Annotated in this window: 20 protein-coding genes; 7 read left to right on the plus strand and 13 right to left on the minus strand. The window is 72.5% G+C overall.

The features are described from left to right. Nucleotides 1–324 precede the first annotated feature (324 nt). Nucleotides 325–1,332 carry a stage II sporulation protein M gene (locus tag ACIHEJ_RS17690; RefSeq protein ID WP_400136167.1) on the minus strand — a complete coding sequence of 336 codons (1,008 nt, stop codon included), beginning with the start codon at nucleotides 1,330–1,332 and terminating at the stop codon, nucleotides 325–327. A gap of 145 nt (nucleotides 1,333–1,477) precedes the next feature. Between ACIHEJ_RS17690 and ACIHEJ_RS17695 the strand changes: the two genes are divergently transcribed. After that, entirely contained in the window at nucleotides 1,478–2,422 is a 945-nt protein-coding gene (locus ACIHEJ_RS17695) for an RDD family protein (RefSeq protein WP_400136170.1), read from the plus strand. 15 nt (nucleotides 2,423–2,437) lie between these two features. Here the strand turns inward: ACIHEJ_RS17695 and ACIHEJ_RS17700 are convergent, their stop codons facing one another. Both ACIHEJ_RS17700 and ahcY read right to left on the minus strand, forming a co-directional pair. Continuing rightward, the gene (locus ACIHEJ_RS17700; protein WP_400136173.1) at nucleotides 2,438–3,052 is read right to left on the minus strand and encodes a hypothetical protein; all 615 of its coding nucleotides are present in this window, start codon (nucleotides 3,050–3,052) and stop codon (nucleotides 2,438–2,440) included. Nucleotides 3,053–3,269: 217 nt separating this feature from the next. After that, nucleotides 3,270–4,727, minus strand: coding sequence for an adenosylhomocysteinase (ahcY, locus tag ACIHEJ_RS17705; protein ID WP_400136176.1), 1,458 nt, complete (start codon nucleotides 4,725–4,727; stop codon nucleotides 3,270–3,272). Between the two features lie 331 nt (nucleotides 4,728–5,058). Between ahcY and lepB the strand changes: the two genes are divergently transcribed. Further along, the gene (gene lepB, locus ACIHEJ_RS17710) at nucleotides 5,059–5,742 is read left to right on the plus strand and encodes a signal peptidase I (protein ID WP_400136178.1); all 684 of its coding nucleotides are present in this window, start codon (nucleotides 5,059–5,061) and stop codon (nucleotides 5,740–5,742) included. Between the two features lie 12 nt (nucleotides 5,743–5,754). On the opposite strand, the gene ACIHEJ_RS17715 is transcribed toward lepB, so the two are convergent. The 6 genes from ACIHEJ_RS17715 to ACIHEJ_RS17740 all read right to left on the minus strand — a co-directional run bounded on the left by ACIHEJ_RS17715 (nucleotide 5,755) and on the right by ACIHEJ_RS17740 (nucleotide 11,637). Beyond that, complete coding sequence (locus ACIHEJ_RS17715) at nucleotides 5,755–6,735, minus strand: cation diffusion facilitator family transporter (protein ID WP_400136181.1); 981 nt, start codon at nucleotides 6,733–6,735, stop codon at nucleotides 5,755–5,757. 137 nt (nucleotides 6,736–6,872) lie between these two features. After that, nucleotides 6,873–8,024, minus strand: a complete 1,152-nt coding sequence (gene manA / locus ACIHEJ_RS17720) for a mannose-6-phosphate isomerase, class I (protein WP_400136183.1) — start codon at nucleotides 8,022–8,024, stop codon at nucleotides 6,873–6,875. Nucleotides 8,025–8,115: 91 nt separating this feature from the next. Next, the gene (locus ACIHEJ_RS17725; protein ID WP_400136186.1) at nucleotides 8,116–9,243 is read right to left on the minus strand and encodes an SIS domain-containing protein; all 1,128 of its coding nucleotides are present in this window, start codon (nucleotides 9,241–9,243) and stop codon (nucleotides 8,116–8,118) included. A 173-nt stretch (nucleotides 9,244–9,416) separates the two neighbouring features. Then, entirely contained in the window at nucleotides 9,417–9,587 is a 171-nt protein-coding gene (locus ACIHEJ_RS17730; protein WP_079060162.1) for a Trm112 family protein, read from the minus strand. A 119-nt stretch (nucleotides 9,588–9,706) separates the two neighbouring features. After that, the gene (locus ACIHEJ_RS17735; RefSeq protein WP_400136189.1) at nucleotides 9,707–11,071 is read right to left on the minus strand and encodes a phosphomannomutase/phosphoglucomutase; all 1,365 of its coding nucleotides are present in this window, start codon (nucleotides 11,069–11,071) and stop codon (nucleotides 9,707–9,709) included. A gap of 140 nt (nucleotides 11,072–11,211) precedes the next feature. Then, nucleotides 11,212–11,637, minus strand: coding sequence for a DUF3499 domain-containing protein (locus tag ACIHEJ_RS17740; protein WP_400136191.1), 426 nt, complete (start codon nucleotides 11,635–11,637; stop codon nucleotides 11,212–11,214). 350 nt (nucleotides 11,638–11,987) lie between these two features. Between ACIHEJ_RS17740 and ACIHEJ_RS17745 the strand changes: the two genes are divergently transcribed. Further along, entirely contained in the window at nucleotides 11,988–12,377 is a 390-nt protein-coding gene (locus ACIHEJ_RS17745; RefSeq protein WP_400136194.1) for a metallopeptidase family protein, read from the plus strand. Between the two features lie 81 nt (nucleotides 12,378–12,458). Here ACIHEJ_RS17745 and ACIHEJ_RS17750 read toward each other — a convergent pair whose 3' ends face one another. From ACIHEJ_RS17750 to ACIHEJ_RS17760, 3 genes are all read right to left on the minus strand, one after another. Further along, nucleotides 12,459–13,985, minus strand: a complete 1,527-nt coding sequence (locus tag ACIHEJ_RS17750) for a DUF5719 family protein (RefSeq protein WP_400136197.1) — start codon at nucleotides 13,983–13,985, stop codon at nucleotides 12,459–12,461. Further along, nucleotides 13,982–17,668: a glycosyltransferase family 2 protein gene (locus ACIHEJ_RS17755; RefSeq protein WP_400136200.1), complete on the minus strand. Its 3,687-nt coding sequence runs from the start codon at nucleotides 17,666–17,668 to the stop codon at nucleotides 13,982–13,984. Before ACIHEJ_RS17755 ends, ACIHEJ_RS17750 begins: the two co-directional genes overlap by 4 nt. 202 nt (nucleotides 17,669–17,870) lie before the next feature. Further along, complete coding sequence (locus tag ACIHEJ_RS17760; RefSeq protein ID WP_003975777.1) at nucleotides 17,871–18,134, minus strand: WhiB family transcriptional regulator; 264 nt, start codon at nucleotides 18,132–18,134, stop codon at nucleotides 17,871–17,873. Nucleotides 18,135–18,744: 610 nt separating this feature from the next. Here ACIHEJ_RS17760 and ACIHEJ_RS17765 point away from each other — a divergent pair. The 4 genes from ACIHEJ_RS17765 to ACIHEJ_RS17780 are packed head-to-tail and all read left to right on the plus strand — an operon-like array spanning nucleotide 18,745 to nucleotide 22,663. Beyond that, the gene (locus ACIHEJ_RS17765; protein ID WP_400136202.1) at nucleotides 18,745–19,251 is read left to right on the plus strand and encodes a cysteine dioxygenase; all 507 of its coding nucleotides are present in this window, start codon (nucleotides 18,745–18,747) and stop codon (nucleotides 19,249–19,251) included. Between the two features lie 33 nt (nucleotides 19,252–19,284). Next, nucleotides 19,285–20,244: a 2-phospho-L-lactate transferase gene (gene cofD, locus ACIHEJ_RS17770; protein WP_400136204.1), complete on the plus strand. Its 960-nt coding sequence runs from the start codon at nucleotides 19,285–19,287 to the stop codon at nucleotides 20,242–20,244. Then, nucleotides 20,241–21,584 (plus strand): coenzyme F420-0:L-glutamate ligase, encoded by a 1,344-nt coding sequence (locus ACIHEJ_RS17775; RefSeq protein ID WP_400136207.1) that lies wholly within the window; start codon nucleotides 20,241–20,243, stop codon nucleotides 21,582–21,584. The genes cofD and ACIHEJ_RS17775 overlap by 4 nt, the downstream gene beginning before the upstream one ends. A 59-nt stretch (nucleotides 21,585–21,643) precedes the next feature. Continuing rightward, nucleotides 21,644–22,663 (plus strand): DNA-3-methyladenine glycosylase family protein, encoded by a 1,020-nt coding sequence (locus ACIHEJ_RS17780; protein ID WP_400136210.1) that lies wholly within the window; start codon nucleotides 21,644–21,646, stop codon nucleotides 22,661–22,663. A 761-nt stretch (nucleotides 22,664–23,424) separates the two neighbouring features. Here the strand turns inward: ACIHEJ_RS17780 and ACIHEJ_RS17785 are convergent. Then, nucleotides 23,425–24,507 (minus strand): sugar phosphate nucleotidyltransferase, encoded by a 1,083-nt coding sequence (locus ACIHEJ_RS17785; protein WP_400136212.1) that lies wholly within the window; start codon nucleotides 24,505–24,507, stop codon nucleotides 23,425–23,427. Nucleotides 24,508–24,749 lie beyond the last annotated feature (242 nt).

Here is a 24,749-nt window from a genome sequence, read left to right on the forward strand (position 1 = left end):
GGTGTTTCCGACTCTATCAGATCTTTTCTCGATCCGATTTCCTCGGTGCTTTCCAGGTTCTCGCTCTCGCGTTTCCCTTTCCGGCGGTTCCGACTTTATCAGAAGTCTTTGGCCGGTCTGACCGGCCGCTCATTCCTGAGTAATCGGGAGGTGCTTCTCGGAGATGCCGTTCACGACTTCCCTGGAAGCTCATAGATTCTATCGGCGGCCCTCGAACTTGTCCAGTTCTAGGCAACTGTTTGAATCTACCTCCCCACGCGATCCGTGTCAACAGTTCTCGCGGGGCGAAGAGGAGACTAGCAGCTCACAGGGGTCGGACGCACATCAGGCGGCCGTCGGCACGGACGAGCTGCGGTCCGTCGCCTCGAGATCACCCGTTTCACCCGCGCGTGCCGCACGGCCGCCTAGGACGAAGACGTAGGCGAGGAATGCCAGCTCGGCTGCGATCCCGATGCCGATGCGGGCCCAGGTGGGCAGGCCGGAGGGGGTGACGAAGCCTTCGATGCAGCCGGAGACGAACAGAACCAGAGCGAGGCCGATCGCCATGCCGACCGCGGCCCGGCCTTCTTCCGCTAGGGCGGCGCGACGGGTACGGGGACCGGGGTCGATCAGCGTCCAGCCGAGGCGCAGACCCGTGCCGGCGGCGACGAACACCGCGGTCAGTTCGAGCAGGCCGTGCGGGAGGACCAGGCCCAGGAAGGTGTCGAGGCGGCCGGCCGAGGACATCAGGCCGAAGCCGACTCCCAGGTTGAGCATGTTCTCGAAGAGGATCCAGAGGACGGGCAGGCCCAGGAAGATGCCCAGGACCAGGCACATCGCCGCCGCCTGGGCGTTGTTCGTCCACACCTGGGCGGCGAAGGCGGCAGCGGGATGGCTGGAGTAGTACGTCTCGTACTCACCGCCGGGGCGGGTCAGCTGGCGCAACTGGCTGGGGGCCGCGATGGAGGACTGCACCTCCGGATGCGTGCCGATCCACCAGCCCAGGAGGATCGCCATGACGGTGGAGATGAGTGCGGTCGGCACCCACCAGCGGCGGGAGCGGTAGACGGCGGCCGGGAAGCCCTGGCCCAGGAAGCGCGTGACATCCCGCCACGAGGCGCGGCGCGTGCCGGTGACGGCACTGCGCGCGCGTGCCACCAGTTGGCTCAGCCATCCGGTCAGTTGCGGGTCCGGGGCGCTGGACTGGATGAGGGAGAGGTGTGTGGCAGTGCGCTGGTAGAGGGCGACGAGTTCGTCGGCCTCGGCGCCGTCGAGCCGACGCCGACGGCGGAGCAGGGTGTCGAGGCGGTCCCATTCGGTTCGATGTACGGAGACGAAGACGTCCAGGTCCATGGGGTCTGCCTGCTCCTCGGCTGGTCGTCGACTGCTCGTCGTGGCTGCTCGTGACTGTTGTCAGCTTGTCGTACTGAGGCACGATGCGCCCACAGCTTGGCAGACTTGCTGTTCACGGGGCGGACCAGGGGAAGGACGGCGGGGCGTGAGTGAGCTGGTGACGGGCGAGGCGGTGGCGCTCGAACTACGGCCCGCCAAGGTGCCGAGCAGGGCGTTGGCGGTGCTGCTCGACCTGGTGGTGGCGATGGTCGCGTACATCGGCGTCACCATCGTGCTGGTGGCGTCGACGTCGTCCTTGGACGATGCCGCACAGGTGGCGCTGTCGATCGCGTCGTTCCTGCTCGTGCTGGTGGGCGGGCCGATCGCGGTGGAGACGCTCAGTCACGGGCGTTCGCTGGGAAAGCTGGCGTTCGGGCTGCGGGTGGTACGGGACGACGGTGGGCCGATCCGCTTCCGGCACGCGCTGGTGCGGGGTGCGATCGGTGTCATCGAGATCCTGATGACGTTCGGCGTGGTGGCCTGCATCGCCTCACTGGTGTCGGCGCGGGGGCGGCGGCTCGGGGACGTGTTCGCGGGCACCCTCGTCGTGCGTGAGCGGATACCCACCGGGCGGACCGGATTCGTACCCCCTCCTCCTCCGTGGCTCGCGGGGCGGTTCGCCGAGTTGGATCTGTCGGCGGTGCCGGACGGGCTGTGGCTCGCCGTCCGGCAGTACCTGACCCGGATGCAACAGCTGGAGCCGCAGGTTTCGCTGGGGATGGCGCAGCGGCTTGCGGCCGATCTGGCGGCGGGGACCGGGGCTCCGGTACCGCAGGACGTCCCCCCCGCTGCGTTCCTGGCGGCCGTGGTGCACGAAAGGCAGTCCCGTGAAGCCCGGCAGGCGTTCGGTGCGAGCGGTTCCCCCTCTCCGGTGGCACAGCCCGGTGCACCGGTCACCCCGGCTTCTTCGCCGTCTCCGCTTTCCCCACCGGCTCACATGTCTCCCGCGGCGGCTCGGGCGCAGGGCCCGGCCCAGGCCGCTCAGCCCCAGGTTCTGGGACAGGAGCAGCCGGCCGGCCGCCCTGCCACCGGTTTCGCGCCGCCCGCCTAGCGCCGGTCGCGCCGCTCAGGCGAAGGTCGACGGCGGCGACCGGAGGTCCTCCAGCTCGATGCCGGGCGCGGCCAGGACGACGTCGCCCGCGATGTGGACGGTGTGCCGTTCTCCGGTGTCCAGGGCTGTGACCTGGTATTCGTCCACGGTCAGGGGGCCGTTGTCAGTGGCGTGTGCTTCGCTGTTGATCAGGGCCCAGGACTGGTCCACGGTGCGGGGGGCGAGGACCGGGTCCGTGAAGGCCACGAGCCGTACGCGGGTCGCGGCGGACGAGGGGGTGAGGCGCAGGAGACGAGCGGTGGCGATGAGGAACGCGGGGGACGTGCCGGTGAAGGCGTGGGCGCGCACATTGCCTTCGGTGGCTTGAGTTCCGGTGGGGTCGGTGCGGACCCAGGTGACGCCGTCGAGGGCGGCACCGCGCACCTGCCAGCCGCCCGCGTGCAGTTCGAGGCGGATGGGGCGGCCCAGGTCGTCCAGGGCGAGGTCGACCGAGCCACGGTGGTCACCGGCGGGGCTGGTCAGCTGCGAGACGTAGCGCCAGCCGGACGGGCCGGGGGCGCATTGGAAGTGTTCTTCTGCGAGGGGGGTGTGATCGTGCGGATCGTGGAGCGAATAGCGGCCGCGGGGCATGGGAGTCCTGGGTGGTGACGGGCCGGCGGTAGTCCGGCCGGCGCTGCCGGTCCGGGCGGGGCGGTGCCGCCGGGCGGTTCCGGCCAAAGGGGCAGGCCCCCGGCACGGGGGTGCGGGGGCCTGCCTCGGAGGGCCTGCTGCCGGGGTGAGTGCGCGGTACGTCGGTGCACCGACGTCCTGTCCTCACCCCGGCGGGCGGGACTGCGGGATCGCCGGCTCAGTAGCGGTAGTGGTCCGGCTTGAACGGGCCGTCGACCTCGACGCCGATGTACGCGGCCTGCTCCGGGCGCAGCGTGGTGAGCTTGACGCCGAGCGCGTCCAGGTGGAGACGGGCGACCTTCTCGTCGAGGTGCTTGGGCAGCACGTAGACACCGGTCGGGTACGCGTCGGGCTTGGTGAACAGCTCGATCTGGGCCAGGGTCTGGTCCGCGAAGGAGTTGGACATCACGAACGACGGGTGACCGGTGGCGTTGCCCAGGTTCAGCAGACGGCCCTCGGACAGCACGATGATCACCTTGCCGTCAGGGAACTTCCACGTGTGGACCTGCGGCTTGACCTCGTCCTTGACGATGCCCGGGACCTTCGCCAGACCGGCCATGTCGATCTCGTTGTCGAAGTGGCCGATGTTGCCGACGATCGCCTGGTGCTTCATCTTGGCCATGTCCGAGGCCATGATGATGTCCTTGTTGCCGGTCGTGGTGATGAAGATGTCGGCCTTGTCGACGACCTCGTCCAGGGTGGTGACCTGGTAGCCGTCCATCGCCGCCTGCAGCGCGCAGATCGGGTCGATCTCGGTCACGATCACGCGGGCGCCCTGGCCGCGCAGGGACTCCGCGCAGCCCTTGCCCACGTCGCCGTAGCCGCACACGACCGCGGTCTTGCCGCCGATCAGTACGTCGGTGGCGCGGTTGATGCCGTCCACCAGGGAGTGGCGGCAGCCGTACTTGTTGTCGAACTTCGACTTGGTGACGGCGTCGTTGACGTTGATCGCCGGGAAGAGCAGAACGCCGTCGCGCTGCATCTCGTACAGGCGGTGGACGCCGGTCGTGGTCTCCTCGGTGACGCCGCGGATCTCCGAGGCGAGCTGGGTCCACTTCTGCGAGCCGTCGGTGATGGTGCGGTGCAGGAGCTCGAGGATGACGCGGTGCTCGTCGGACTCGGCGGTGTCGACGGAGGGGACCTTGCCGTCCTTCTCGTACTCGACGCCCTTGTGGACGAGGAGGGTGGCGTCACCGCCGTCGTCGAGGATCATGTTCGGGCCGCCGGTGGGGCTGTCCGGCCAGGTCAGCGCCTGCTCGGTGCACCACCAGTACTCCTCCAGGGTCTCGCCCTTCCAGGCGAAGACCGGGATGCCCTGCGGGTTGTCGGGCGTGCCGTTCGGGCCGACGGCGATGGCGGCGGCCGCGTGGTCCTGGGTGGAGAAGATGTTGCAGGAGGCCCAGCGGACGCGGGCGCCCAGGGCGGCCAGGGTCTCGATGAGCACGGCGGTCTGCACGGTCATGTGCAGGGAGCCGGTGATACGGGCGCCGGCGAGGGGCTGGGCCTCGGCGTACTCCTTGCGGATCGCCATCAGACCGGGCATCTCGTGCTCGGCGAGGGTGATCTCCTTGCGGCCGAACTCGGCCAGCGAGAGGTCGGCGACCTTGAAGTCCTGTCGGTTCTCGACAGTCGTCATTGCGAGCTGCTCCTCGGAATCGGGTCGAGGTGGGTACGGCTGGTCTGCGCGGCGTCGGACATACGGATGCCCGAGAAGAGGACACGGGCATGCCCACGTTCGCGCAGCGCAGTCCGTCGGAGGCCCTCTCTCCCTCGGTCGGTCCCGTGGGGGACCGCCCGACCGCCATCAGCAGCGACGTCTGGCTCCGTCCCAAGCTACACCGGACAACCCGGTCGTCCCCAGTCCGCCTGCGCATGGTCGAGCCAGAGGGCGACGGCGCGCGGCGTTCACAGGGAGCCGCTATTGTCCGCGCGACGGCGGATGGGGACGCATGGGGAGGGCGGGACTGATGGGTAAGAGGCGGGGGCGGGGGCTCGGGACAGCGGCGCTGGTGGTGGGGCTCTTGGGGCTGGTGCTGGGGGTCGGCACGGTCGGCTACGCACGCAGTGCCTACGGCTGGGGCACGCTGCAGAGTCACAGCATGTCGCCGACGTACGAGCCGGGTGACCGGATCCTGTGGGAGCGGGTGGACGGCGGCGAGGTGCGGCGCGGTGACGTCGTGGCGTTCTCGATGCCGGAGCGCTACCGGTCGGGCGGTGCCGTGGTGCAGCGGGTGATCGGGGTGGGCGGCGACCGGGTGGCCTGCTGCACGCGCGTGGGCACCGAGGAGCGGGTCACCGTGAACGGGAAGCCGGTCGAGGAGCCCTACGTCAGCGGTGGCGACGCCGACGGGGTGCACCGGTCGTACGACGTGAAGGTGCCGGAGGGCCGGTTGTTCCTGCTGGGCGACCGCCGGGGCGACGCCATGGACTCACGCTTCTTCTCCGACAACGACGGGACGGTGCCGGTGACCGCCGTACGGGGGCGGGTGACGGACAGCCGTACCGTCCCGGTGCTGCTGGGCACGGCTCTGCTCCTCGCCGCGGTTCTGGTCCTCACCGGCATCGGGCTGGGCATCGGCTTTCTTGCGGTACGGGGGCGGAAGACGCCCGTGCCGCCGGCGCCCTGGACCGTGCGGCCGACCCAGGGCTGAGCGACCCTGCTGTCAGTGCCCGGCCGCGTGCGGGTTCGGGCCGCCCGGGGTTGCCTCCGGGTCCGGGCCCTTGGCGGCCTCGGCCTCGCTGTAGATGTCCGGCTCGAGGTAGATGACACGGGCGATGGGGACGGCGGCGCGGATGCGGGCCTCGGCGGCGTTGATGGCGTTCGCGACCTCGGCGGCCGTGTCGTCGTGCCGCACAGCGATCTTGGCGGCGATCAGCAGCTCCTCGGGGCCGAGGTGCAGGGTGCGCATGTGGATGACGCCGGTGACCGTCTCGCCGTCGACCGTCGCGGTCTCGATCTGCTTGACGACGTCGGCGCCGGCGGCCTCGCCCAGCAGGAGCGACTTGGTCTCGGCGGCCAGGACCAGGGCGATGCAGACGAGCAGGACACCGATGCAGACGGTGCCGATGCCGTCCCAGACGCCGTCACCGGTGAGCACGGCGAGGCCGACGCCGAAGAGGGCGAGGATCAGACCGATGAGCGCGCCGAAGTCCTCCAGCAGGACGACGGGCAGCTCGGGTGCCTTGGCGCGACGGATGAACTGGGCCCAGGAGAGCGTGCCCCGCAGCTCGTTGGACTCCTTGATGGCCGTGCGGAAGGAGAAGCCCTCGGCGATGACGGCGAAGACGAGGACGCCCACCGGCCAGTACCAGTTCTCCAGCTCGTGCGGGTGGGCGATCTTCTCGTAGCCCTCGTAGATGGCGAACATGCCGCCGATGGAGAAGAGGACGATCGAGACGAGGAAGGCGTAGATGAAGCGGTCGCGGCCGTAGCCGAAGGGGTGCTGCGGGGTGGCCTCGCGCTGGGCCCTCTTGCCGCCGATGAGCAGCAGGAACTGGTTGCCGGAGTCGGCGAGCGAGTGGACGCCCTCGGCGAGCATCGAGGAGGAGCCGCTGAACGCGAACGCCACGAACTTCGATGCCGCGATCGCGAGGTTGGCGCCGAGTGCCGCCACGATCGCCTTCGTACCGCCTGACGCGCTCATGTGTCCGCGTTGTCCCTTCGCCTTCGTCTGTCCACGCCGGTGCCCGGCAGCGCCCGTCGCCCTTTGCCCGGCCTTTGCCGGTGGGCCATTGTTGCAGTCTTGCCGGGGCCCGGCGCGTCAGGTATCCACAACCCCGGTCATACGATCACAGTGGCGCGGAAGACGGTGCCCGCGCCCGAGATCTCCGCCTTCTCGTCGGCGGGGACGAAGACCGACTCGCCGGGGCCGAGTTCGTACTCGCCCACGTGAACGGAACCGGCCGTGCAGAGCAGGATCTGCGGGGTGTCACGGGTGACGTCGTGCGCGCTGCCGCCTTCGGGGAGGACGTAGCGGGAGAGCCGGAACTCGTCGATCGGGGTCTCGTAGACCTCCTCGCCGTCCGGGGAGGCCTCGGGGCGCAGCACACCCGGGTCGCCCGCCTCGAAGCGGACGACTCGCAGCAGCTCGGGGACGTCGACGTGCTTGGGGGTCAGGCCGCAGCGCAGGACGTTGTCGGAGTTGGCCATGATCTCGACCCCGAGGCCGCTGATGTAGGCGTGCGGGATGCCGGCGCCGAGGAACAGGGCCTCGCCGGGCTGCAGGCGGACGTGGTTGAGCAGGATGGCCGCGATGACGCCGGGGTCGCCCGGGAAGTGGTGGGCGAGCCCGGCGTAGGGGGCGTAGTCGCCGCCGAGGCGGCTGCAGGCGGCGGTGGTCTCGGCGACGGTGCGGGCCATGTCCGCCGGGTCGGCGCTGAGGATCGCGGTGAGGACCTCGCGCAGGGCCGCGTCCTCGGGGTGGGCGTGCAGCAGGTCGACGTACGGCTTGAGGGAGTCGACGCCGAGCCCGGCCAGCAGGTCGGCCGCCTCGACCGGGTCGCGGAAACCGCACAGGCCGTCGAACTCGGTGAGCGCGCAGATCAGTTCGGGCTTGTGGTTGGCGTCCTTGTAGTTGCGGTGCGGGGCGTCCACCGGGATGCCCCGGCGCTCCTCGTCGGCGTAACCCTCCTTGGCCTGCTGCAGGTTGGGGTGCACCTGGAGGGAGAGGGGGGCGCCGGCGCCGAGGATCTTGAGCAGGAAGGGCAGGCGCGGGCCGAACCTGGCCACCGCGCGGGCGCCGAGTTCCTGCTCCGGGTGGGTCTCGATGACCTCGACGAGCGTTCCCCGCGCGGTCCGCGACGGTGCTCCGGGGTGCGCGCCCATCCACATCTCCGCCTGCGGTTCGCCGGTCGGCTCGACGCCGAGGAGGTTCGGGATGGCGGTGGTCGAACCCCAGGCGTAGGGGCGGACGGTGTTGTCGAGGCGGTCCATGTGTCTTCTCTGTCTCCGTACGTACGCGGCTCAGCCGACAGGGGTGCCGGCCCCTGTGCCGGTGGGGGGCGCGGGTCGGCCCTGAGCCAGATCAGGCCCTGGAAGCGAGCGCCAGGTAAACGGCGGCGAAATCCGTGACGGCGATCAGTTCCGCGAGGGTCTCCAGTTCGCCGCCCTCCTCCGGTTCGAGTTCGCTGATCGGCGTGTCGTGACTGAGGGCGAGGTCACGGGCGGTGGGGGCGGCGGAGAGGCCGCTGATGGGACGGTCGCGGAGCAGCACCACGCGCGCGTGCAGCGCGGGCGGCTCCTCCACGCGGTCGCGGAAGAAGTCGTCCGGGTCGGCGCTGGCCGCCAGCGGTCCGGCCAGCAGGGCGCTGTGCGCGGCGAGCGCCTCGGGGAGTTCGGCGACGAGGGCGGGGCGGCCGGCGAGTTCGGCGAAGGCGGCGGCGAACCGGCGGCCTGCCGGGCCCGCCGAGGGGCCCTCCGTCCACACCACCGGCAGCGCGTCGGCGAGTTCGGCGGCGAGGGTCTTGGCCGGGTTGCTGTAGGTCACGATCGCGGGGCCGCAGCGCTCGGCGACGCGGTCCAGGCGGTCGGCGACCTTCACCAGGGCGTCGGACGGGGCGTTGACCAGGCCGACGCGGTCCAGGAGCGCCAGCAGCGGGGTGAACAGGGCCCAGAAGACGCCCGGGGAGGACGCGGCGAGGGGTTCCTCCTGGTCGTACGGTGCCGTCGCCATCGGTACGAACAGGCCGTGCGCGGCGGCGACGGCCTCGGCGAGCGGCGTACGGGCGGGGGCCACGGCCACGACGGTGACGCCGCGGCGGTAGGCCTGGTCGGCGAGGAGGGAGAGGCTGGGTTCGGTGCCGTCCGGGGTGGCGATCAGGAGGAGGTCCACGGAGCCGACCCAGCCGGGGAGCTCCCAGCGCAGGGCGCCCGCGGCGGGGGCGACGCCGGTGGGGGCGAGGCGGACCACGGGGCTGCCGGGGCCGGCCAGGGTGCCGAGGAGGTCGGCGGTGTGGGTGGCGGCGGCTCCGGGGCCCGCGATCAGGACCGCGCGGGGGCGGCCGTCGGGCTTGAGGTCGCCGATGCCGGCCTCGGCGGCGTGCCGGGCGGCGGTGCGGACGCGGGCGCCGGCCTCGGCGGCGCCGCGCAGCAGGCCTCGGCGGTCGGCCTCGGCGAGGCCCTCCGGGGTGTCGAGCAGCGATTCGTCCAGCATGGGCGGGAGTCTCCGATCGCCGGATCCTGTGCGGAATGGGTCCTTCGCAGGGGGTGGGTGCCTCGTCGTCGCGCCGCCTCGCCGTCGCGTCGTAGCGCCGGGGTCCCGCCGTTCCGCGCGTGGTGAGCACGGGCGGTGAGCCTTGGCGCTGCGCGAGGCGGTCGGCCTTGGCGCTACGCGGGGCGGCGGGCCTCGTCCACGAGCAGGACCGGGATGCCGTCGCGGACCGGGTAGGCGAGACCGCAGTCCTGGCTCGTGCAGATCAGCTCGGTGTCCTGCTCCTTGAGGGGGGCGTGGCAGGCCGGGCAGGCGAGAATCTCCAGGAGGCCGGCTTCGAGCGGCATGGGGTGTCCCTTCGAGGGCGGGTGCGTGTCTGTGGTTGTGCCTGGTCAGCGTACCGCCGGTGCGGGGCGGGCGACGGGGACGGGCGAATCTGTGCCGGGGGCTGGGCCGGAGCCGTCGGTCAGGCCCTGATGATGGCCAGGGCCTCGTCGCGGATCTTGGTCATCGTCGCCTCGTCCTTCGCCTCCGCGTTCAGGCGGAGGAGGGGTTCGGTGTTGGACGGGCGGACGTTGAACCACCAGTCGGCCGCGGCGACCGTGAGGCCGTCGAGGTCGTCGAGGGTGATGTCGGCGCGGCCCGCGTAGGCCGCGCGGACGGCGGCGAGGCGGGCGGTCTGGTCGGCGACGGTGGAGTTGATCTCGCCGGAGCCGACGTAGCGGTCGTACTGGGCGACGAGGGAGGACAGCGGGCCGTCCTGGCCGCCCAGGGCCGCCAGGACGTGCAGGGCGGCCAGCATGCCCGTGTCGGCGTTCCAGAAGTCCTTGAAGTAGTAGTGCGCGGAGTGCTCGCCGCCGAAGATCGCGCCGGTGCGGGCCATCTCGGCCTTGATGAAGGAGTGGCCGACGCGGGTGCGGGCCGGGGTGCCGCCGTTCTCCTTCACGACCTCCGGAACCGTGCGGGAGGTGATCAGGTTGTGGATGATCGTGCCCTTGCCGCCGTTGAGCGCCAGTTCGCGGGCGGCGACGAGGGCGGTGATCGCGGACGGGGACACCGGGTCGCCGTGCTCGTCCACGACGAAGCAGCGGTCCGCGTCGCCGTCGAAGGCGATGCCGAGGTCGGCGCCCTCCGCCGGGACGCGCTTCTGCAGGTCCACGAGGTTGGCCGGGTCGAGCGGGTTGGCCTCGTGGTTCGGGAAGGTGCCGTCCAGCTCGAAGTACATCGGGACGAGGGTCAGGGGCAGGCCGGCGAAGACCGTGGGGACCGTGTGTCCGCCCATGCCGTTGCCCGCGTCGACCACGACCTTCAGGGGGCGGATGGAGGTCAGGTCGACCAGGGAGCGCAGATGCGCCGCGTAGTCGTCCAACGTCTCGCGGCCGGCGAGGGTTCCCGGCCGGCCGACCGGTTCCGGGGAGCCCGACTCCAGCCAGCCCTCGACCAGTTCACGGATCTGTGCGAGGCCGGTGTCCTGGCCGACCGGGGCGGCGCCCGCGCGACACATCTTGATGCCGTTGTACTGGGCCGGGTTGTGGGAGGCGGTGAACATCGCGCCGGGGAGGTTCAGGGCGCCGGAGGCGTAGTAGAGCTGGTCGGTCGAGCACAGGCCGATCTCGGTGACGTCCACGCCGAGGTTCGCCGCGCCGCGCGCGAAGGCGCGGGTCAGACCGGGGGACGAGGGGCGCATGTCGTGCCCGACGACGATCGCCGCCGCACCCGTCACCTCCGCGAAGGCGGCGCCGAAGAGTTCGGCCAGTGACTCGTCCCACTGGTCCGGGACCACTCCGCGTACGTCGTACGCCTTCACGATCTGCGACAGATCAGCAGCCACGGCCAACCCTCCTGAAGTCCTATTGGGTGCACACAAACTACCCGCCGGGGGTAAGGGCGAGGTGTGCGGACACCGGGTGGACGTCCAGGGGACTCCGAGTCGTGACCGGGCGCCGGGGTGCGGTGGGCGTCGGATCGGTCTCAGTTGTCCGGGGAGCGCAGGACGCGGAGGTGGCCGCGGCGGGCGACCTCCATGGGGTCCGCCGTACGGCCTCCGCCGCCGCCCGCCTCGGCCGCGCGCTGCTGGGGGCGGGCCGCCTCGCGCACCGCGTTGGCAAGCGCTTCCAGGTCGTCGCCGCTGGGCCGTGCGGGAGCGGAGCCGTCGAGGAGGCGGACGACCTCCCAGCCGCGGGGGGCGGTGAGGCGCTCGGAGTGCTCGGCGCACAGGTCGTAGCAGTGGGGTTCGGCGTAGGTGGCGAGCGGGCCGAGGACCGCGGTCGAGTCGGCGTAGACGTACGTCAGCGTCGCGACGGCGGGTCGGCCGCAGGCGGTGCGCGAACAGCGACGTACAGGGCTCACGACGTTGGACGGTACCGCACTCTTGAGCGGGCCGCGACGACTCTCCACCAGGTCACTCCACCGTGTCGTGCTGTGAAACGCCCCACACACCCTTTTACGGAGGGCCTGTTGACCTGCATGAACGCACGCTCGGCGGATCCCGGGCGAGGCCGTGTCAGGTCATGAGTCGGTACAAACAACGTCAATTGCCTTGAGTTCGGCGGTCTTGGAGGGTTACGGAAACGAGCCAGACCTTGGCTGGAACGGTCATCCTGCGACACGGGGTGGGCCGGATCGTTGCCGCGTGGAGTCGGGCGGGCGGCGCGGGTGAGGACTAGGCTTCACCGGTGATGGACAACCGTGTACCGCCCCGTGCCGCCGGCCCCGGGCCTCGTCGCCGTGATCGTCACGGCCGGGGCATGCGGGGGCCGATCGCACCGCCGCAGGTGCCGCTGGCGGCCAGCCGTGCCGAGGTGTTCGCGGACCTGGTGCAGGATTCCGTGGAGCGTCTCGAACGGCGGTGGCCACAGCTGGCCGACATCGATTTCCTCGTGCTGGAAGTGCCTCGGCTGGAGGGCCGGGGGGACGAGGTGGGCACGTGGAGTGACGAGGCCGTGCCGCTGGGCGGGGTCGCGCCGGCGCGGGACGGGCGCCGGGCTCGGGTGATCGTGTACCGGCGGCCGGTGGAGATCCGGACCAAGGGGCGGGACGAGCGGGCCGCGCTGGTGCACGAGGTCGTGGTGGAGCAGGTGGCCGAGTTGCTGGGGCTCACTCCGGAGACCGTGGATCCCCGGTACGGGGAGGACTAGGGGCGCAGGCCGGTTCCGGGGACCTTCCGGTCGCCCGGTGCCGCGACGGGCACCGGGCGGATCGCCAGGCCTGCTATCCGGCTACTTCTGCAGGACCGACAGGTCCTCGTCCGTCTCCGGCACCGCCACCAGCCCCCGGTCGTTCGGGAGGGTCTGGACGGTGAAGCCGGGGACTCCCGCCTCCGTCGCCGTCAGGGTGCGGGAGGCGTAGGCCGGGCCGCCGGAGAGGGTCTCCACGGTCAGGGCGTAGGTGCCCCGGACGCCGGACGGGGCCGGGGCCTGGACGTCCTGGGTCGTGCCCGACTTGATCGTGAACGTCTTGGAGACCGCCGAGCCGCCCTCGCTGCCCGCCGACGCGGTCACCTTCACCTCGGCCGTGGCGGTGGGGGCGGTCAGGGCGAGGGTCGTGCCCTTGGCGCTGTTGTCGGCCGAGGTCGCGCGCGTGCCCACGGGGGCGGTGGCCGGGATGAACGCGGTCTCCTGCTTGTCGCCCTTTCCGCGGACGACCTGGAGGGCCGCGACGACCGGGACCGACTGGTCGGTGGGGGTGAGGACGAGGGAGCCGGCCTCGCCGCGGGTCACGGCGCCGAGGTCGGCCGTGGTCGTCATGCCGGACTTGACGTGCACGGTCTCGTTCCCGGCCGGGGTGATCAGGCCGTCCGGCGAGGCCAGGCGGATCTTCAGGTCGGCGTCGGCGTCGCCCGGGGTGAAGGCGATCAGGCGGACGTCGGTGGCGTCCTTCGGGATGCCGGGCAGGACCTGGCTGCCGGCCGGGTCGGTGGCGGCGGCCAGCCAGTCGCCGCCGGCCTTGTCGTCGAGGGCCTGCACGGCCGCGCCGACCCGGCCGCTGCGCACGCTGACGTGCACGGTCAGGTCGCCCTGCCGTTCGTCGGTGAGCGTGGAGAGCAGGATCGGCTTGCTGGAGTGCGGCTCCACGGTGAGGTCCTCCCCGAGGGGGGACTTGATCCGGCCGTTCTTGCCGTACAGCTCGATGTCGACGACGGCCGCGGAGTCGTCGGGGTTGGTCAGGTGCACGTAGTCGGTGCGTCCGGAGGCCGTGCCGGCGCCCGGGAACCAGAACTCGGTGTCCGCGGGTGTGCAGGTGACGCCCTGCAGGCCGCGGCCGGTGCCGGCGGCGACCTCGGTGGTCTCCTGGACGGTCCAGCCGGGTGCGAACTTCCCGTCGGCGGTGCCGATCAGCGCGGGGGTGTCGGCGCCGGAGGTGTCCCCGGTGACCGGTGTGCCGGGCGCCTTCGGGGTGAGCACCGGCTGGTCCGCCTTCTTCTCGGACGTCTTGGACGACCGGCCCTTCTGGTTCTGCCCGGAGCCGTCCGCACCGTCGCCCGAGTCCTCGGCGGCGGCCTGGAGTTGGGCCTTGCCGCTGCTCGCGGCGCCCTTGGTGGCGGGCGTGAACGACGTGTACGACGTGTCCGCGATGTCCGAGATGCTCGGTGCCGGGCACAGCAGGCTGGTGCGCTGGACGGGCAGTTGAGCGGCCGCGTCGGGGGCGGAGGCGCCGGACGCCGACGGGGGGTCGAGCGTGGCGAAGGCGGTGACGGCGGCCAGCGCGGCCGTACCGGCGATCAGGGACAGGGTGGTGCGGTTCACTGCTGGCTCCCGTCGGGGCGCTCGCTGCCGGTGCCGTGGGGGTGCTGGGCCGGGTCGTAGCCCTGCTGGGCCGGGTCGTACGCCGGGTCGTAGCCCTGCTGGTAGGCCGTCGGGTCGTACGGCATCCGGTCGGCCGTACCGCTGTAGGCGTACGGGTCGTACTGGGCCGCCGTCCGGTACGGGTCGGCCGGGTCGGCCGGGTAGGCCGCCTGCTGGTCGTAGCCGGCCTGCTGGTACTGCGCGTCGGTCTGGTACTGGTCGGTGCCGTAACCGGCGTTCGCGTCCGGGTAGGTGGACGCGTCCCATTCGTCGTAGGACGGCTGGTGCGGTACGGCCGCCGGGGCCTGGGGCGGCAGCGGCGGTGCGGCCGGGTGCTCCTCGGGGCTCTGGTCCTCCGCGGCCTGCTCCTCGGCCTGGGCGCGCAGGCGGCGGGCGCGGCGGCCCTCGCCGGCGGTGGCCTGGGCGGCCAGCGGCTGCTCCTCGGGGAGGTCGTCGTCGACGTCGCGTCGGCGGCCGGGCAGGGCGAGGACGACGAGGACGACGGCGAGCGCGCCCTGGGCCCACAGCCAGGCGGTGTGGGTGAGCGGCGCGTCGTAGGTGACGTCCAGCCTGCCGCCGGACGCGGGCAGTCGGAAGCCCTGGGCCCAGCCGTCGACGGTGGTGCGGGTGAGCGGCTTGCCGTCGAGGGTGGCGGTCCAGCCGGGCGCGGCGGAGTCGGCCAGGCGCAGGACGCGGCTGCCCGAGCCGGAGGGGACGGTCGTGTGGATCTCGACGGGGCCCGAGCTGACCGGCTGGGCGGTGCCCGAGCCGCCGGCGGGGACGATCGCCGCGCGGGAGACCTCCTGGTCGACGCGCCACAGGGCGTTGCCGTGCTGCTGGCTGAGCCGGGCCAGGCCGGGGGTGGCGTCGAGGACGCGGGCGATCTGGCGGGGCGCGCCCTTGTGGACGAGGACGTAGCGCACCGCGAAGCCGCCGAGTTCGTCGGACTGGTCGGCGCCGGAGCCCGCGACGAGGTTGGCGACGACCTTGTCGAGGCGGGCGTTCTCACCGTCGGCGGCGGCCAGTTCGGCGTCTCCCATGCGGGCGCCCGAGCCGCGGACCAGGGTGTAGCGCACACGCGCGGCGGAGTCGCTGTCGAGGACCAGGGTGCGCGCCTGGTCACCGCCGGTGGAGTCCTCGGCGACGAAGGCGGGCACCTGGGTCGGGTCCCGGCGCTCCAGCGGTCCGTCGGCGCCGCCGAGCATCCAGCCGACGGCGACGAGCAGCGGGCCCGCGGCCGAGGCGAAGGCGATCAGGGCGGCGACGGGCTGGCGCCAGCCGAAGCTCTGCTCGGCCACGCGTGCGCGTGCGCCGTCGGCGCCGAGGGCGGCAGCGGCCAGCAGGGCGGTGCCGTAGACGAGGGTGGCGGGCCCGGCCCATGCGGACCGGTTGGACAGGACGGCGAGGACGAGGCCCAGCAGGGCGACGACCCAGGCGGTCCGGATGCCGAGCTGCCGCTCGGAGCGCAGGAGGGCGGCGAGGGCGGCGAGGACGATGCCGATGAGCATCAGGCCGTCGACGGTGCCGGGGCCGCCGGGACTCGCGCCGAGCAGGTCGAGCGCGGAGGCGGAGGAGGGGCCGTACGCCAGGCCGGCCTCCTTGAAGAAGCCGGTCGGGAGCAGGGTGAGCGACCAGGGCGCGAGGACCAGCAGCGGGGTGCCGAGCTGGGCGAGGAAGCGCAGGCCGTAGGCGACGGCGTCGGAGCGGCGCAGGACGAGCACGCCGAGGCCGAGGAGCAGCGCGAGGGGCCAGACGATCGGCGTGAAGGCGGTGGTGACGGTCAGCAGCAGCGCGTACGCCCACGTGGCGCGCCAGCTGCCGCGGGCGCCGGTGCGATGCGCGAGACCGCTCGCGGCGATGCCCGCGCGCGCGATGAGGGGCAGCAGCACGGCGAGGACGGCGGTGCCGATGCGGCCGCCGGCCAGGGCGCCGGTGGTTGCGGGCAGGAAGGCGTAGGCGACGGCCACCCAGGCACGCAGCAGCCGGGAGGTGACGAGGGGCCGGGAGGCGAAGTAGGCGGTGAATCCGGCGAGCGGGACCGAGCAGACCAGCAGGACGGTGACCGCGAGTCCGGAGGAGCCGAACAGGATCGAGGCGAGGGTCGCGACGACGGCGAGGTAGGGCGGTGCGGCCGGGGTGCCGCCCGCGCCCACCGCGTGCCAGGCGTCGGCGTACCGGGACCACAGGTCGCTCGCGCCGGCCGGGGCGGGCAGCAGGGCGCCGCCCGCGAGCGCGCCGCCGCCGAGCAGGGCGCGGCAGGCGACGAGGGAGATCATCAGCAGCGCGAGGAACAGGACCGGGCCGGGCCTGCGGGCGATCCGCTTGAGCCGGGCGAACTGCTCGACCTGGAGGAAGTCGGCGTCGTCGCCCCCGGGCCCGGACTCGACGGCGCCGCCGTGCCGGCCGGCGGAGGAGGTGTCGGTGTCCGAGCCGCTGGCGAAGCCGGCCGCGAACTGTTCGACCGTGGCCCGGACGGTGGCGCCGGGCGGCGGGAAGAGCTGGCGCAGTTCACCCTTGTCGATCTGCGAGGGTCCGCGGCGGCGCCGGGCGGCGATGATCCGCTCGGGGCGCAGCAGGACGCTCAGCAGGCCGCGGATCTCGTCGACGGCCTGACCGGGGACCTTGCCGACCAGGTAGGCGACGGTCCGCAGGAGGGTGCCGAGAACGAGCCGCAGCAGCACCCAGGGCAGGGCTGCGGTACGGGTGTTGACGAGGAGGGTGTGGACGGCGCCCGCTTTGTCGACCTTGTGCGGGGATGCGGTGGTGCGGCCCGCGCAGTCGACGGTGCGACGCTCGCGGGAGGCGGCCTCGGCGTGCCGTACGACGGCGTCGGGGGCGACGAGCACGCGGTGGCCGGCGGTGTGGGCGCGCCAGCACAGGTCGACGTCGTCGCGCATCAGGGGCAGCCGGCGGTCGAAGCCGCCGAGCTGTTCGAAGACGTCGCGACGGACGAGCATGCCGGCGGTGGAGACGGACAGCACGGTGCGGACGTGGTCGTGCTGGCCCTGGTCCTGTTCGCGGCGGTCCAGGCCGGTCCAGCGGCGGCCGGAGTTGGCGATGGAGACGCCGACCTCCAGCAGCTGCCGGCGGTCGTACCAGCCGCGCAGCTTGGGGCCGACCACCGCGACGTCGTCGCGGCCGAGTTCGAGTTCGTTGTCGACGACCCGGAGCAGCTGGGCGAGGGCGTCGGGGGCGGGGGCGCAGTCGTCGTGCAGCAGCCAGAGCCACTGGACGGGTTCGCCGTGCGGCAGCTCGGGCAGGTCGTAGGCGTCGTCGCGCCAGCTGCGGGTGACCGGGTCCCAGCCGCTGGGGCGCTTCAGGTACGGCAGCTCCTCCGGGGTGAGGAGCGGGGCGATGCGGCTCGCCTCCTCGACGGCCTGGCCGAAGCCGGTGCGACGGGCCAGGTGCAGCACATTGGCGTCACCGAGGGCGTCGGTGAGCAGCTGGGCGGAGTCGTCCGCGCTGCCGGTGTCTGCGGCCACCGCGTACTGCACGGGGCGCTCCTGGCCGAGCAGCCCGGCGAGCGCGTCGGGCAGCCAGCGGGCGCCGTCGTGGGAGACGAGGACCGCGGTCACCACATGACGCGGGAACTCAGGTGTGGCAGCGGGGTTGTGATGGGCTGCCGTATGGCTGTGCACGGACATCGAGGTACGGGCCCCGGTTCGATGGACTGCGGTGGACGCCTGTGTCTCCCCGCGCGGCTCGTGCGCGAGGGGACAGCGGGGTGTCTCGGACGAGCGACCACACTATCGGCTGACCAGGACGACGGCCCGCCGCCTGTGGATAACCCATGGGCGACGGGCCGTTCGTGACGTTTTCCGTGGATACGCGTGCGTGCGCGCCGATTCAGACGGCGGCCTTCTTGAGCCGGCGCCGCTCCCGCTCGGACAGGCCGCCCCAGATGCCGAAGCGCTCGTCGTTGGCGAGGGCGTACTCGAGGCACTCGGAGCGGACCTCGCAGGCGAGGCAGACCTTCTTCGCCTCTCTGGTGGAGCCGCCCTTCTCGGGGAAGAAGGACTCGGGGTCGGTCTGGGCGCACAGCGCGCGCTCCTGCCAGCCGAGTTCCTCGTCCGCGTCGTCGACCAGCAGTTGCTGCACCAGCTCGGTCATGTGCGCCCCTCGTCTGTCTTTCGCGTCCCCGTGTGTAGCCGTTACCGATTTCGGCTGAACGACACGAGTGAAATTACAAGTGTGCTGCTCCGGGCGAGTCAAGCCGAGATCTGCTATTGGGCCCGTTATTCACTCTGCGGAACCAAGGCCATGCGGAAAGTGTTCAAATCGCCATAAACCCTGACACGCAGACGGGACCCGGGGGCGACCGCAGACCCGTCCAGATCTCTGTACGGATGAGGACGCCTCCGTGTTCGATCGCGTTCCGCGAGGCTCGAGCGCTCGGTTGTGCCCCATGTGTCCCGGCACTCGGATGAACAAACCTTTCACCTGACAGATGAACCGGATGAGGTGAAACATGTCCCACACTCCGGGCCTCGAGTTGACACTGCGGGTGTGAACCGCTGTCCTAGGGGGCATGCTCGCGAACTTGGCACTCACCTCGACCCGCACCGCCGGGTCCCACGGTGCTGCCCGGTCTCGCTGTAGCTGTTGTCACTGTTCCAGCTGTTGAGCCTCTCCTTCGCTCCGGCTGTGGGCCGTGTCCCTTCCCGACGCGGTTCCGTCCTCCGTTCCCTCTGACCTCCTTCACCGAGGAACCACGCACCCCATGAACAGCGACAACGACCTCCAGATCGCCGGCGACATCCTCGAAGTCCCGCACCTGCTCCAGCCGCCGCGCGAGCACCCGGCCACGGTCGCCGAGTTCGCGGGTCTCGCCCGCTCGATCGCCGCCGACCGCTCCCAGTGGGCGCACCTCGTCCGCTACGACGCCACCACCCGCTGGTACCACAGGCTGCGCACCGGACCCGGCTACGAGGTCTGGCTGCTGTCCTGGGTGCCCGGGCAGGGCAGCGGGCCGCACGACCACGGCCGCTCCTCCGGTGTCCTCACCGTCCTCGAGGGCGCCCTCACCGAGCGCACCGAGCGCCGCACGCGCGCGTTGACGGCGGGAGCGCAGCGCGTGTTCGCGCCGGGCTACGTGCACGAGGTCGTCAACGACACGCTCGAACCGGCGGTCAGCCTGCACGTGTACTACCCGGGACTGACCGAGATGCCGATGCACACCTCCCCGCACTGCGAGGCGCGCACCGAGCCGCGTCCGGTGACTGCCTGACACGTTGTCGTACCCGCCTGCAAGACTTGGCCCATGCGCATTGTGGTTCTGGCAGGCGGCATCGGTGGTGCCCGTTTCCTGCGCGGTCTGAAGCGGGCCGTGCCGGACGCGGACGTCACGGTGATCGGCAACACCGGCGACGACATCCATCTCTTCGGGCTCAAGGTCTGCCCGGACCTGGACACGGTGATGTACACGCTGGGCGGCGGCATCAACGAGGAGCAGGGCTGGGGGCGGGCCGACGAGACCTTCCATCTCAAGGAGGAGCTGGCGGCCTACGGCGTCGGCCCCGACTGGTTCGGGCTCGGCGACCGGGACTTCGCCACGCACATCGTGCGGACGCAGATGCTCGGCGCCGGCTATCCGCTCAGCGCGGTCACCGAGGCGCTGTGCGACCGCTGGAGGCCGGGCGTGAAGCTGATCCCGATGACCGACGACCGCGTGGAGACCCACGTGGCGGTCGAGGTGGACGGCGAGACCAAGGCCGTCCATTTCCAGGAGTACTGGGTACGGCTGCGCGCCTCCGTCCCGGCACAGGCCGTCGTCCCGGTCGGCGCCGAGCAGTCCAAGCCCGCGCCCGGGGTCCTGGAGGCCATCGCCGCGGCGGACGTCATCCTCTTCCCGCCGTCCAACCCGGTCGTGTCCATCGGCACCATCCTCGCCGTGCCCGGCATCCGCGAGGCCATCGCGGAGGCGGGCGTGCCGGTGATCGGCCTGTCCCCCATCGTCGGGGACGCGCCCGTGCGCGGCATGGCCGACAAGGTACTCGCCGCGGTCGGCGTGGAGTCCACGGCCGCCGCGGTCGCCGAGCACTACGGCTCCGGGCTGCTGGACGGCTGGCTGGTCGACACCGTGGACGCGGCGGCGGTCGAGCGGGTCGAGGCGGACGGCATCCGCTGCCGGGCCGTACCGCTGATGATGACCGACGTCGAGGCGACCGCGCAGATGGTCCGGGAGGCGCTGGCGCTGGCCGAGGAGGTGCGGGGAGCGTGACCGACGAGCGCCCCGAGTACCGGGTGTGGGCCCTGTCCGGCATGCCCGAGGTGCAGCAGGGCGACGACCTCGCCAAGCTGATCGCCGCCGCCGAGCCCGGCCTGGCCGACGGGGACGTGCTGCTCGTCACTTCCAAGATCGTCTCCAAGGCGGAGGGCCGGATCGTGGAGGCGGCCGACCGGGAGGCGGCCATCGACGCGGAGACGGTACGGGTCGTGGCCCGGCGCGGCGCGCTGCGCATCGTCGAGAACCGGCAGGGCCTGGTCATGGCAGCCGCCGGGGTGGACGCCTCCAACACCCCCGCCGGGACCGTGCTGTTGCTGCCCGAGGATCCGGACGCCTCCGCGCGCGCGATCCGCGCGGGCCTGCGCGAGATCCTCGGCGTGCAGGTGGGTGTCGTCGTCACGGACACCTTCGGACGCCCGTGGCGCGCGGGGCTCACGGACGTGGCGATCGGCGCCGCCGGGGTGCGCGTGCTGGACGATCTGCGCGGGGGCACGGACGCGTACGGCAATCCGCTCAGCGCGACCGTCGTGGCCACGGCGGACGAGCTGGCCGCCGCCGGGGACCTGGTCAAGGGCAAGGCGCAGGGGCGGCCGGTGGCCGTGCTGCGCGGGCTGCCCCACGTCGTCGCCGGGAAGGAGGACGACGACGCGGAGGACGCAGAGACCGGCGAGGACGCCGCGGGGGCGCGGGCGCTGGTGCGCGCCTCGCGGGACGACATGTTCCGGCTCGGCACCTCCGAGGCGATCCGGGAGGCGGTGACCCAGCGGCGTACGGTCCGGGCCTTCACCGACGAGCCCGTGGACCCCGGCGCGGTCCGGCGCGCGGTGGCCGCGGCGGTCACCGCACCCGCCCCGCACCACACCACGCCCTGGCGGTTCGTGCTGCTGGAGTCGGAGGAGTCGCGGGTGCGGCTGCTGGACGCGATGCGGGACGCGTGGATCGCGGATCTGCGCCGGGACGGCAGGAGTGAGGAGTCCGTCGCGAAGCGCGTGCGCCGCGGTGACGTCCTGCGCCATGCGCCCTACCTGGCCGTGCCGTGCCTCGTCATGGACGGCTCGCACCACTACGGGGACGCCCGGCGCGACGGTGCCGAGCGGGAGATGTTCGTCGTCGCGATGGGCGCGGGCGTGCAGAACTTCCTCGTCGCGCTGGCCGGGGAGCGGCTGGGTTCGGCGTGGGTGTCGTCGACCATGTTCTGCCGGGACGTGGTGCGCGAGACGCTCGGGCTGCCCGCCGGCTGGGATCCCATGGGAGCGGTGGCGATCGGACATCCCGCGGAGCACCCGAGACCGCGGCCGGAGCGGGACGCGGGCGGGTTCGTCGAAGTGCGGTGAATCGGTGCGGGCAGCGCCTAGGCTCGTAGGACGGCACCGGCTTCTCTAGGACCTCACTCGTGGCAGGACGTTTTCCTCAGCGGCCCACGCGTACGACTGTGCGCGGGGGCCATGTCGGCGTACCCGGGAGCGCCGCCGGGATACCCCGCCAGGCGACGGCCCCGGCCCGGGTACGGCGGTGGGTGCCCCAAGGACCGCTCGATGTCGGGCTGGTGCTCGGACCGCTGCGGCGCGGGCCCGCCGACCCCACGTTCCGGGCCACCCCGGACGGCTCCGTGTGGCGGGCCACCCTGACGCCCGCCGGGCCGGGCACGCTGCGGGTGCGGGCGTACGGCGGCGAGGTGCTCGGTGAGGCGTGGGGGCCGGGGGCGCAGTGGCTGCTGGACCGCTTGCCCGAGTTGCTCGGCGCGGCCGACGATCCGGACGCGTTCGTGCCCCGGCACCGGGTGGTGGCGCTGGCGCGGCACCGGCGGCCGGGGCTGCGGCTGACGCGGACGGGGCTGGTGCTGGAGTCCTTGATCCCGTCGGTGCTGGAGCAGAAGGTCACGACCGACGAGGCGTATCGGGCGTGGCGGCTGCTGGTGCGGAGGTTCGGTGAGCCGGCGCCGGGGCCCGCGGGGGCGTTCGAGCGGCCGATGTCCGTGATGCCGGCGCCGCGTACCTGGGCGCTGATTCCCTCCTGGGAGTGGCATCGGGCCGGGGTCGACGACAAACGGGCGTCGACGATCCTGCGGGCCGTGCGGGTCGCTGCGCGGCTGGAGCAGGCGGTGGGGATGACTCCTGCCGAGGCCCAGGCGCGGTTGGAGGTCGTGCCGGGGGTGGGGCCGTGGACGTCGGCGGAGGTGGTGCAGCGCAGTCATGGGGCGGCGGACGCGGTGACGGTCGGGGATCTGCATCTGCCGGGGATCGTGGGGTGGGCCCTGGCGGGGGACCGGCACGCGGACGACTCCGTGATGCTGGAGCTGCTGGAGCCGTATGCCGGGCAGCGGCATCGGGCGGCGCGGCTGATCCTGCTGAGCGGGAACGCGCCTGCGCGGCGGGCGCCGAAGATGCCTCGGGTGGACATCGGGTTGCTCTGAGGCGCGGTGCGCTGCGCCTGAGCGGGTGTTCGTCTCGCTCGGCTGGTGCCTGAGCGGGTATTCGTCTCGCTCGGCTGGTGCCTGAGGGGGTATTCGTCTCGCTCGGCTGTGCCTGACCGGGGTGTTCGTCTCGCTCGGCTGGTGCCTGAGGGGGTATTCGTCTCGCTCGGCTGTGCCTGACCGGGGTGTTCGTCTCGCTCGGCTGTGCCTGAGTGAGCGTTCGTCTCGCTCGGCTGTGAGGGGACGGGAGCAGGGCTCGCTCGGCTGCGGCTGGGCAGGAGTAGGGCTCGCTCGGCTGCGGCTGGGCGGGGGTGGGACTCGCTCGGCTGCGGCTGGGCGGGGGTGGGACTCGCTTGCCCGCGCCGGCGGGGTGCCGCTGCGCCCACCCGTGCCGCCCCAGCGGCACGACTGCCCGCAGCCACCGCGGCATGGCTGCCGCTGCCAGACGGGCGCCGGCCCGGCCGCACGACCGCCCACACCCACGCCCCACCCGCCACTGCCAGAAAGACACCGCCCAGCGGTACGACCGCCCGCAGCCACCGCGGCATGGCTGCGCTGCCAGACGGGCGCCGGCCCGGCCGCACGACCGCCCACACCCACGCCCCACCCGCCACTCCCAGAGGGACATCACCCCAGCAATACGACCGCCCGCAGCCACGCCCCCTCCCCTCTGCCGGGTGGCCCCAGCAGCACGGCCGCCCGGGGGCAGGCCGGTTCTGGTCCTGTCCCTGGAGCGCGGGGGCCGGGGGCGGAGCCCGGGGCTACTGGTCGGAAGAGAAGCGGACCGCTCCTGCCGGGATGCGGGCGTCGCACCACACCCGTACGCCCTCGCGGAGCTCGTTGTCCGCGCCCACGATCGCGCCGTCGCCGATGACCGTGCCGGTGAGGACAGAGCGTTCGCCCACGCGGGCCCGGGTGCCGATGAGGGAGTCGGTGATGACCGCGCCGGGTTCGATGACGGCACCGGGGAGGATCGTCGAGCCGGAGACGTGGGCGCCCTCGGCCACGAACGCGCCCTCGCCGACCACCGTGCCACCGGTCAGCTTGGCGTCCGGCGCCACCCTGGCGGTGGGAAGGATCAGGCGGTCGCCGCAGCGGCCGGGCACCGCCGGGGACGGGGCGCGGCCGAGGACCAGGTCGGCCGAGCCGCGGACGAAGGCCGCCGGGGTGCCGAGGTCCAGCCAGTACGTGGAGTCGACCATGCCCTGCAGATGGGCTCCCGCCGACAGCAGCTGGGGGAACGTCTCGCGTTCCACCGAGACCGGGCGGCCCGCCGGGATCGTGTCGATGACCGAGCGGCGGAAGACGTACGCCCCGGCGTTGATCTGGTCGGTGACGATCTCCTCGGGCGTCTGCGGCTTCTCCAGGAAGGCGAGGACACGGCCGGAGGCGTCGGTGGGCACCAGGCCGTAGGCGCGCGGGTCCGTGACCTTCGTCAGGTGCAGCGAGACGTCCGCGCCCGTCGACTCGTGGGTGTCCACCAGGGCGCCGATGTCCAGGCCCGTGAGGATGTCACCGTTGAAGATCAGGACCGGGTCCTCGGGGCCCGAGTGGAGCCGGGAGGCCACATTGCGGATCGCGCCGCCCGTGCCGAGCGGCTCCTCCTCCGTCACGTACTCGATGTACAGGCCGAGCGCGGAGCCGTCGCCGAAGTACGGTTCGAAGACCTCGGCCAGGTAGCTCGTCGCGAGCACGATGTGGTCGACGCCGGCGGCTCTCGCCCTCGCCAGCTGGTGCGTGAGGAACGGCACCCCGGCGGCCGGGACCATCGGCTTGGGCGTGTGCACCGTGAGCGGACGCAGCCGCGTGCCTTTGCCACCGACCAGGAGGATCGCTTCTGTCACCTGTCGTCTCTGCTTCCTGCCGGGACCGGCCGAACTGCTCGTACTACTCGTTTCGGCCGGTCAGTGTATGCAGACCGTAGCGACGGCACCCTTGACGAACGCGCGGTTATCCGCGAGATCGGTATGAGAACGGTGAGAGCGGGCCCCGTGCCGGCGGTGAACGCGCGTCCGCCCGTATGGTCGGAGATCACGTTCAGTCGTTCGTTCTTACCCTTGGGTTAGAGATTGCCACCGCCCGGCGC

The organism is Streptomyces sp. NPDC052301 (genome assembly GCF_044593395.1).
In the GTDB taxonomy this organism is placed as follows: domain Bacteria; phylum Actinomycetota; class Actinomycetes; order Streptomycetales; family Streptomycetaceae; genus Streptomyces.

Excerpts from the sequence above, each read along its gene's own strand:
- ACIHEJ_RS17745 (WP_400136194.1), top strand. The coding sequence starts at position 11,988 with ATGCGGGGGCCGATCGCACCGCCGCAGGTGCCGCTGGCGGCCAGCCGT.
- ahcY (WP_400136176.1), bottom strand. The coding sequence starts at position 4,727 with ATGACGACTGTCGAGAACCGACAGGACTTCAAGGTCGCCGACCTCTCG.
- ACIHEJ_RS17690 (WP_400136167.1), bottom strand. The coding sequence starts at position 1,332 with ATGGACCTGGACGTCTTCGTCTCCGTACATCGAACCGAATGGGACCGC.
- lepB (WP_400136178.1), top strand. The coding sequence starts at position 5,059 with ATGGGTAAGAGGCGGGGGCGGGGGCTCGGGACAGCGGCGCTGGTGGTG.
- ACIHEJ_RS17725 (WP_400136186.1), bottom strand. The coding sequence starts at position 9,243 with ATGCTGGACGAATCGCTGCTCGACACCCCGGAGGGCCTCGCCGAGGCC.
- ACIHEJ_RS17700 (WP_400136173.1), bottom strand. The coding sequence starts at position 3,052 with ATGCCCCGCGGCCGCTATTCGCTCCACGATCCGCACGATCACACCCCC.
- cofD (WP_400136204.1), top strand. The coding sequence starts at position 19,285 with ATGCGCATTGTGGTTCTGGCAGGCGGCATCGGTGGTGCCCGTTTCCTG.
- ACIHEJ_RS17765 (WP_400136202.1), top strand. The coding sequence starts at position 18,745 with ATGAACAGCGACAACGACCTCCAGATCGCCGGCGACATCCTCGAAGTC.
- ACIHEJ_RS17760 (WP_003975777.1), bottom strand. The coding sequence starts at position 18,134 with ATGACCGAGCTGGTGCAGCAACTGCTGGTCGACGACGCGGACGAGGAA.
- ACIHEJ_RS17730 (WP_079060162.1), bottom strand. The coding sequence starts at position 9,587 with ATGCCGCTCGAAGCCGGCCTCCTGGAGATTCTCGCCTGCCCGGCCTGC.
- ACIHEJ_RS17715 (WP_400136181.1), bottom strand. The coding sequence starts at position 6,735 with ATGAGCGCGTCAGGCGGTACGAAGGCGATCGTGGCGGCACTCGGCGCC.
- manA (WP_400136183.1), bottom strand. The coding sequence starts at position 8,024 with ATGGACCGCCTCGACAACACCGTCCGCCCCTACGCCTGGGGTTCGACC.
- ACIHEJ_RS17755 (WP_400136200.1), bottom strand. The coding sequence starts at position 17,668 with ATGTCCGTGCACAGCCATACGGCAGCCCATCACAACCCCGCTGCCACA.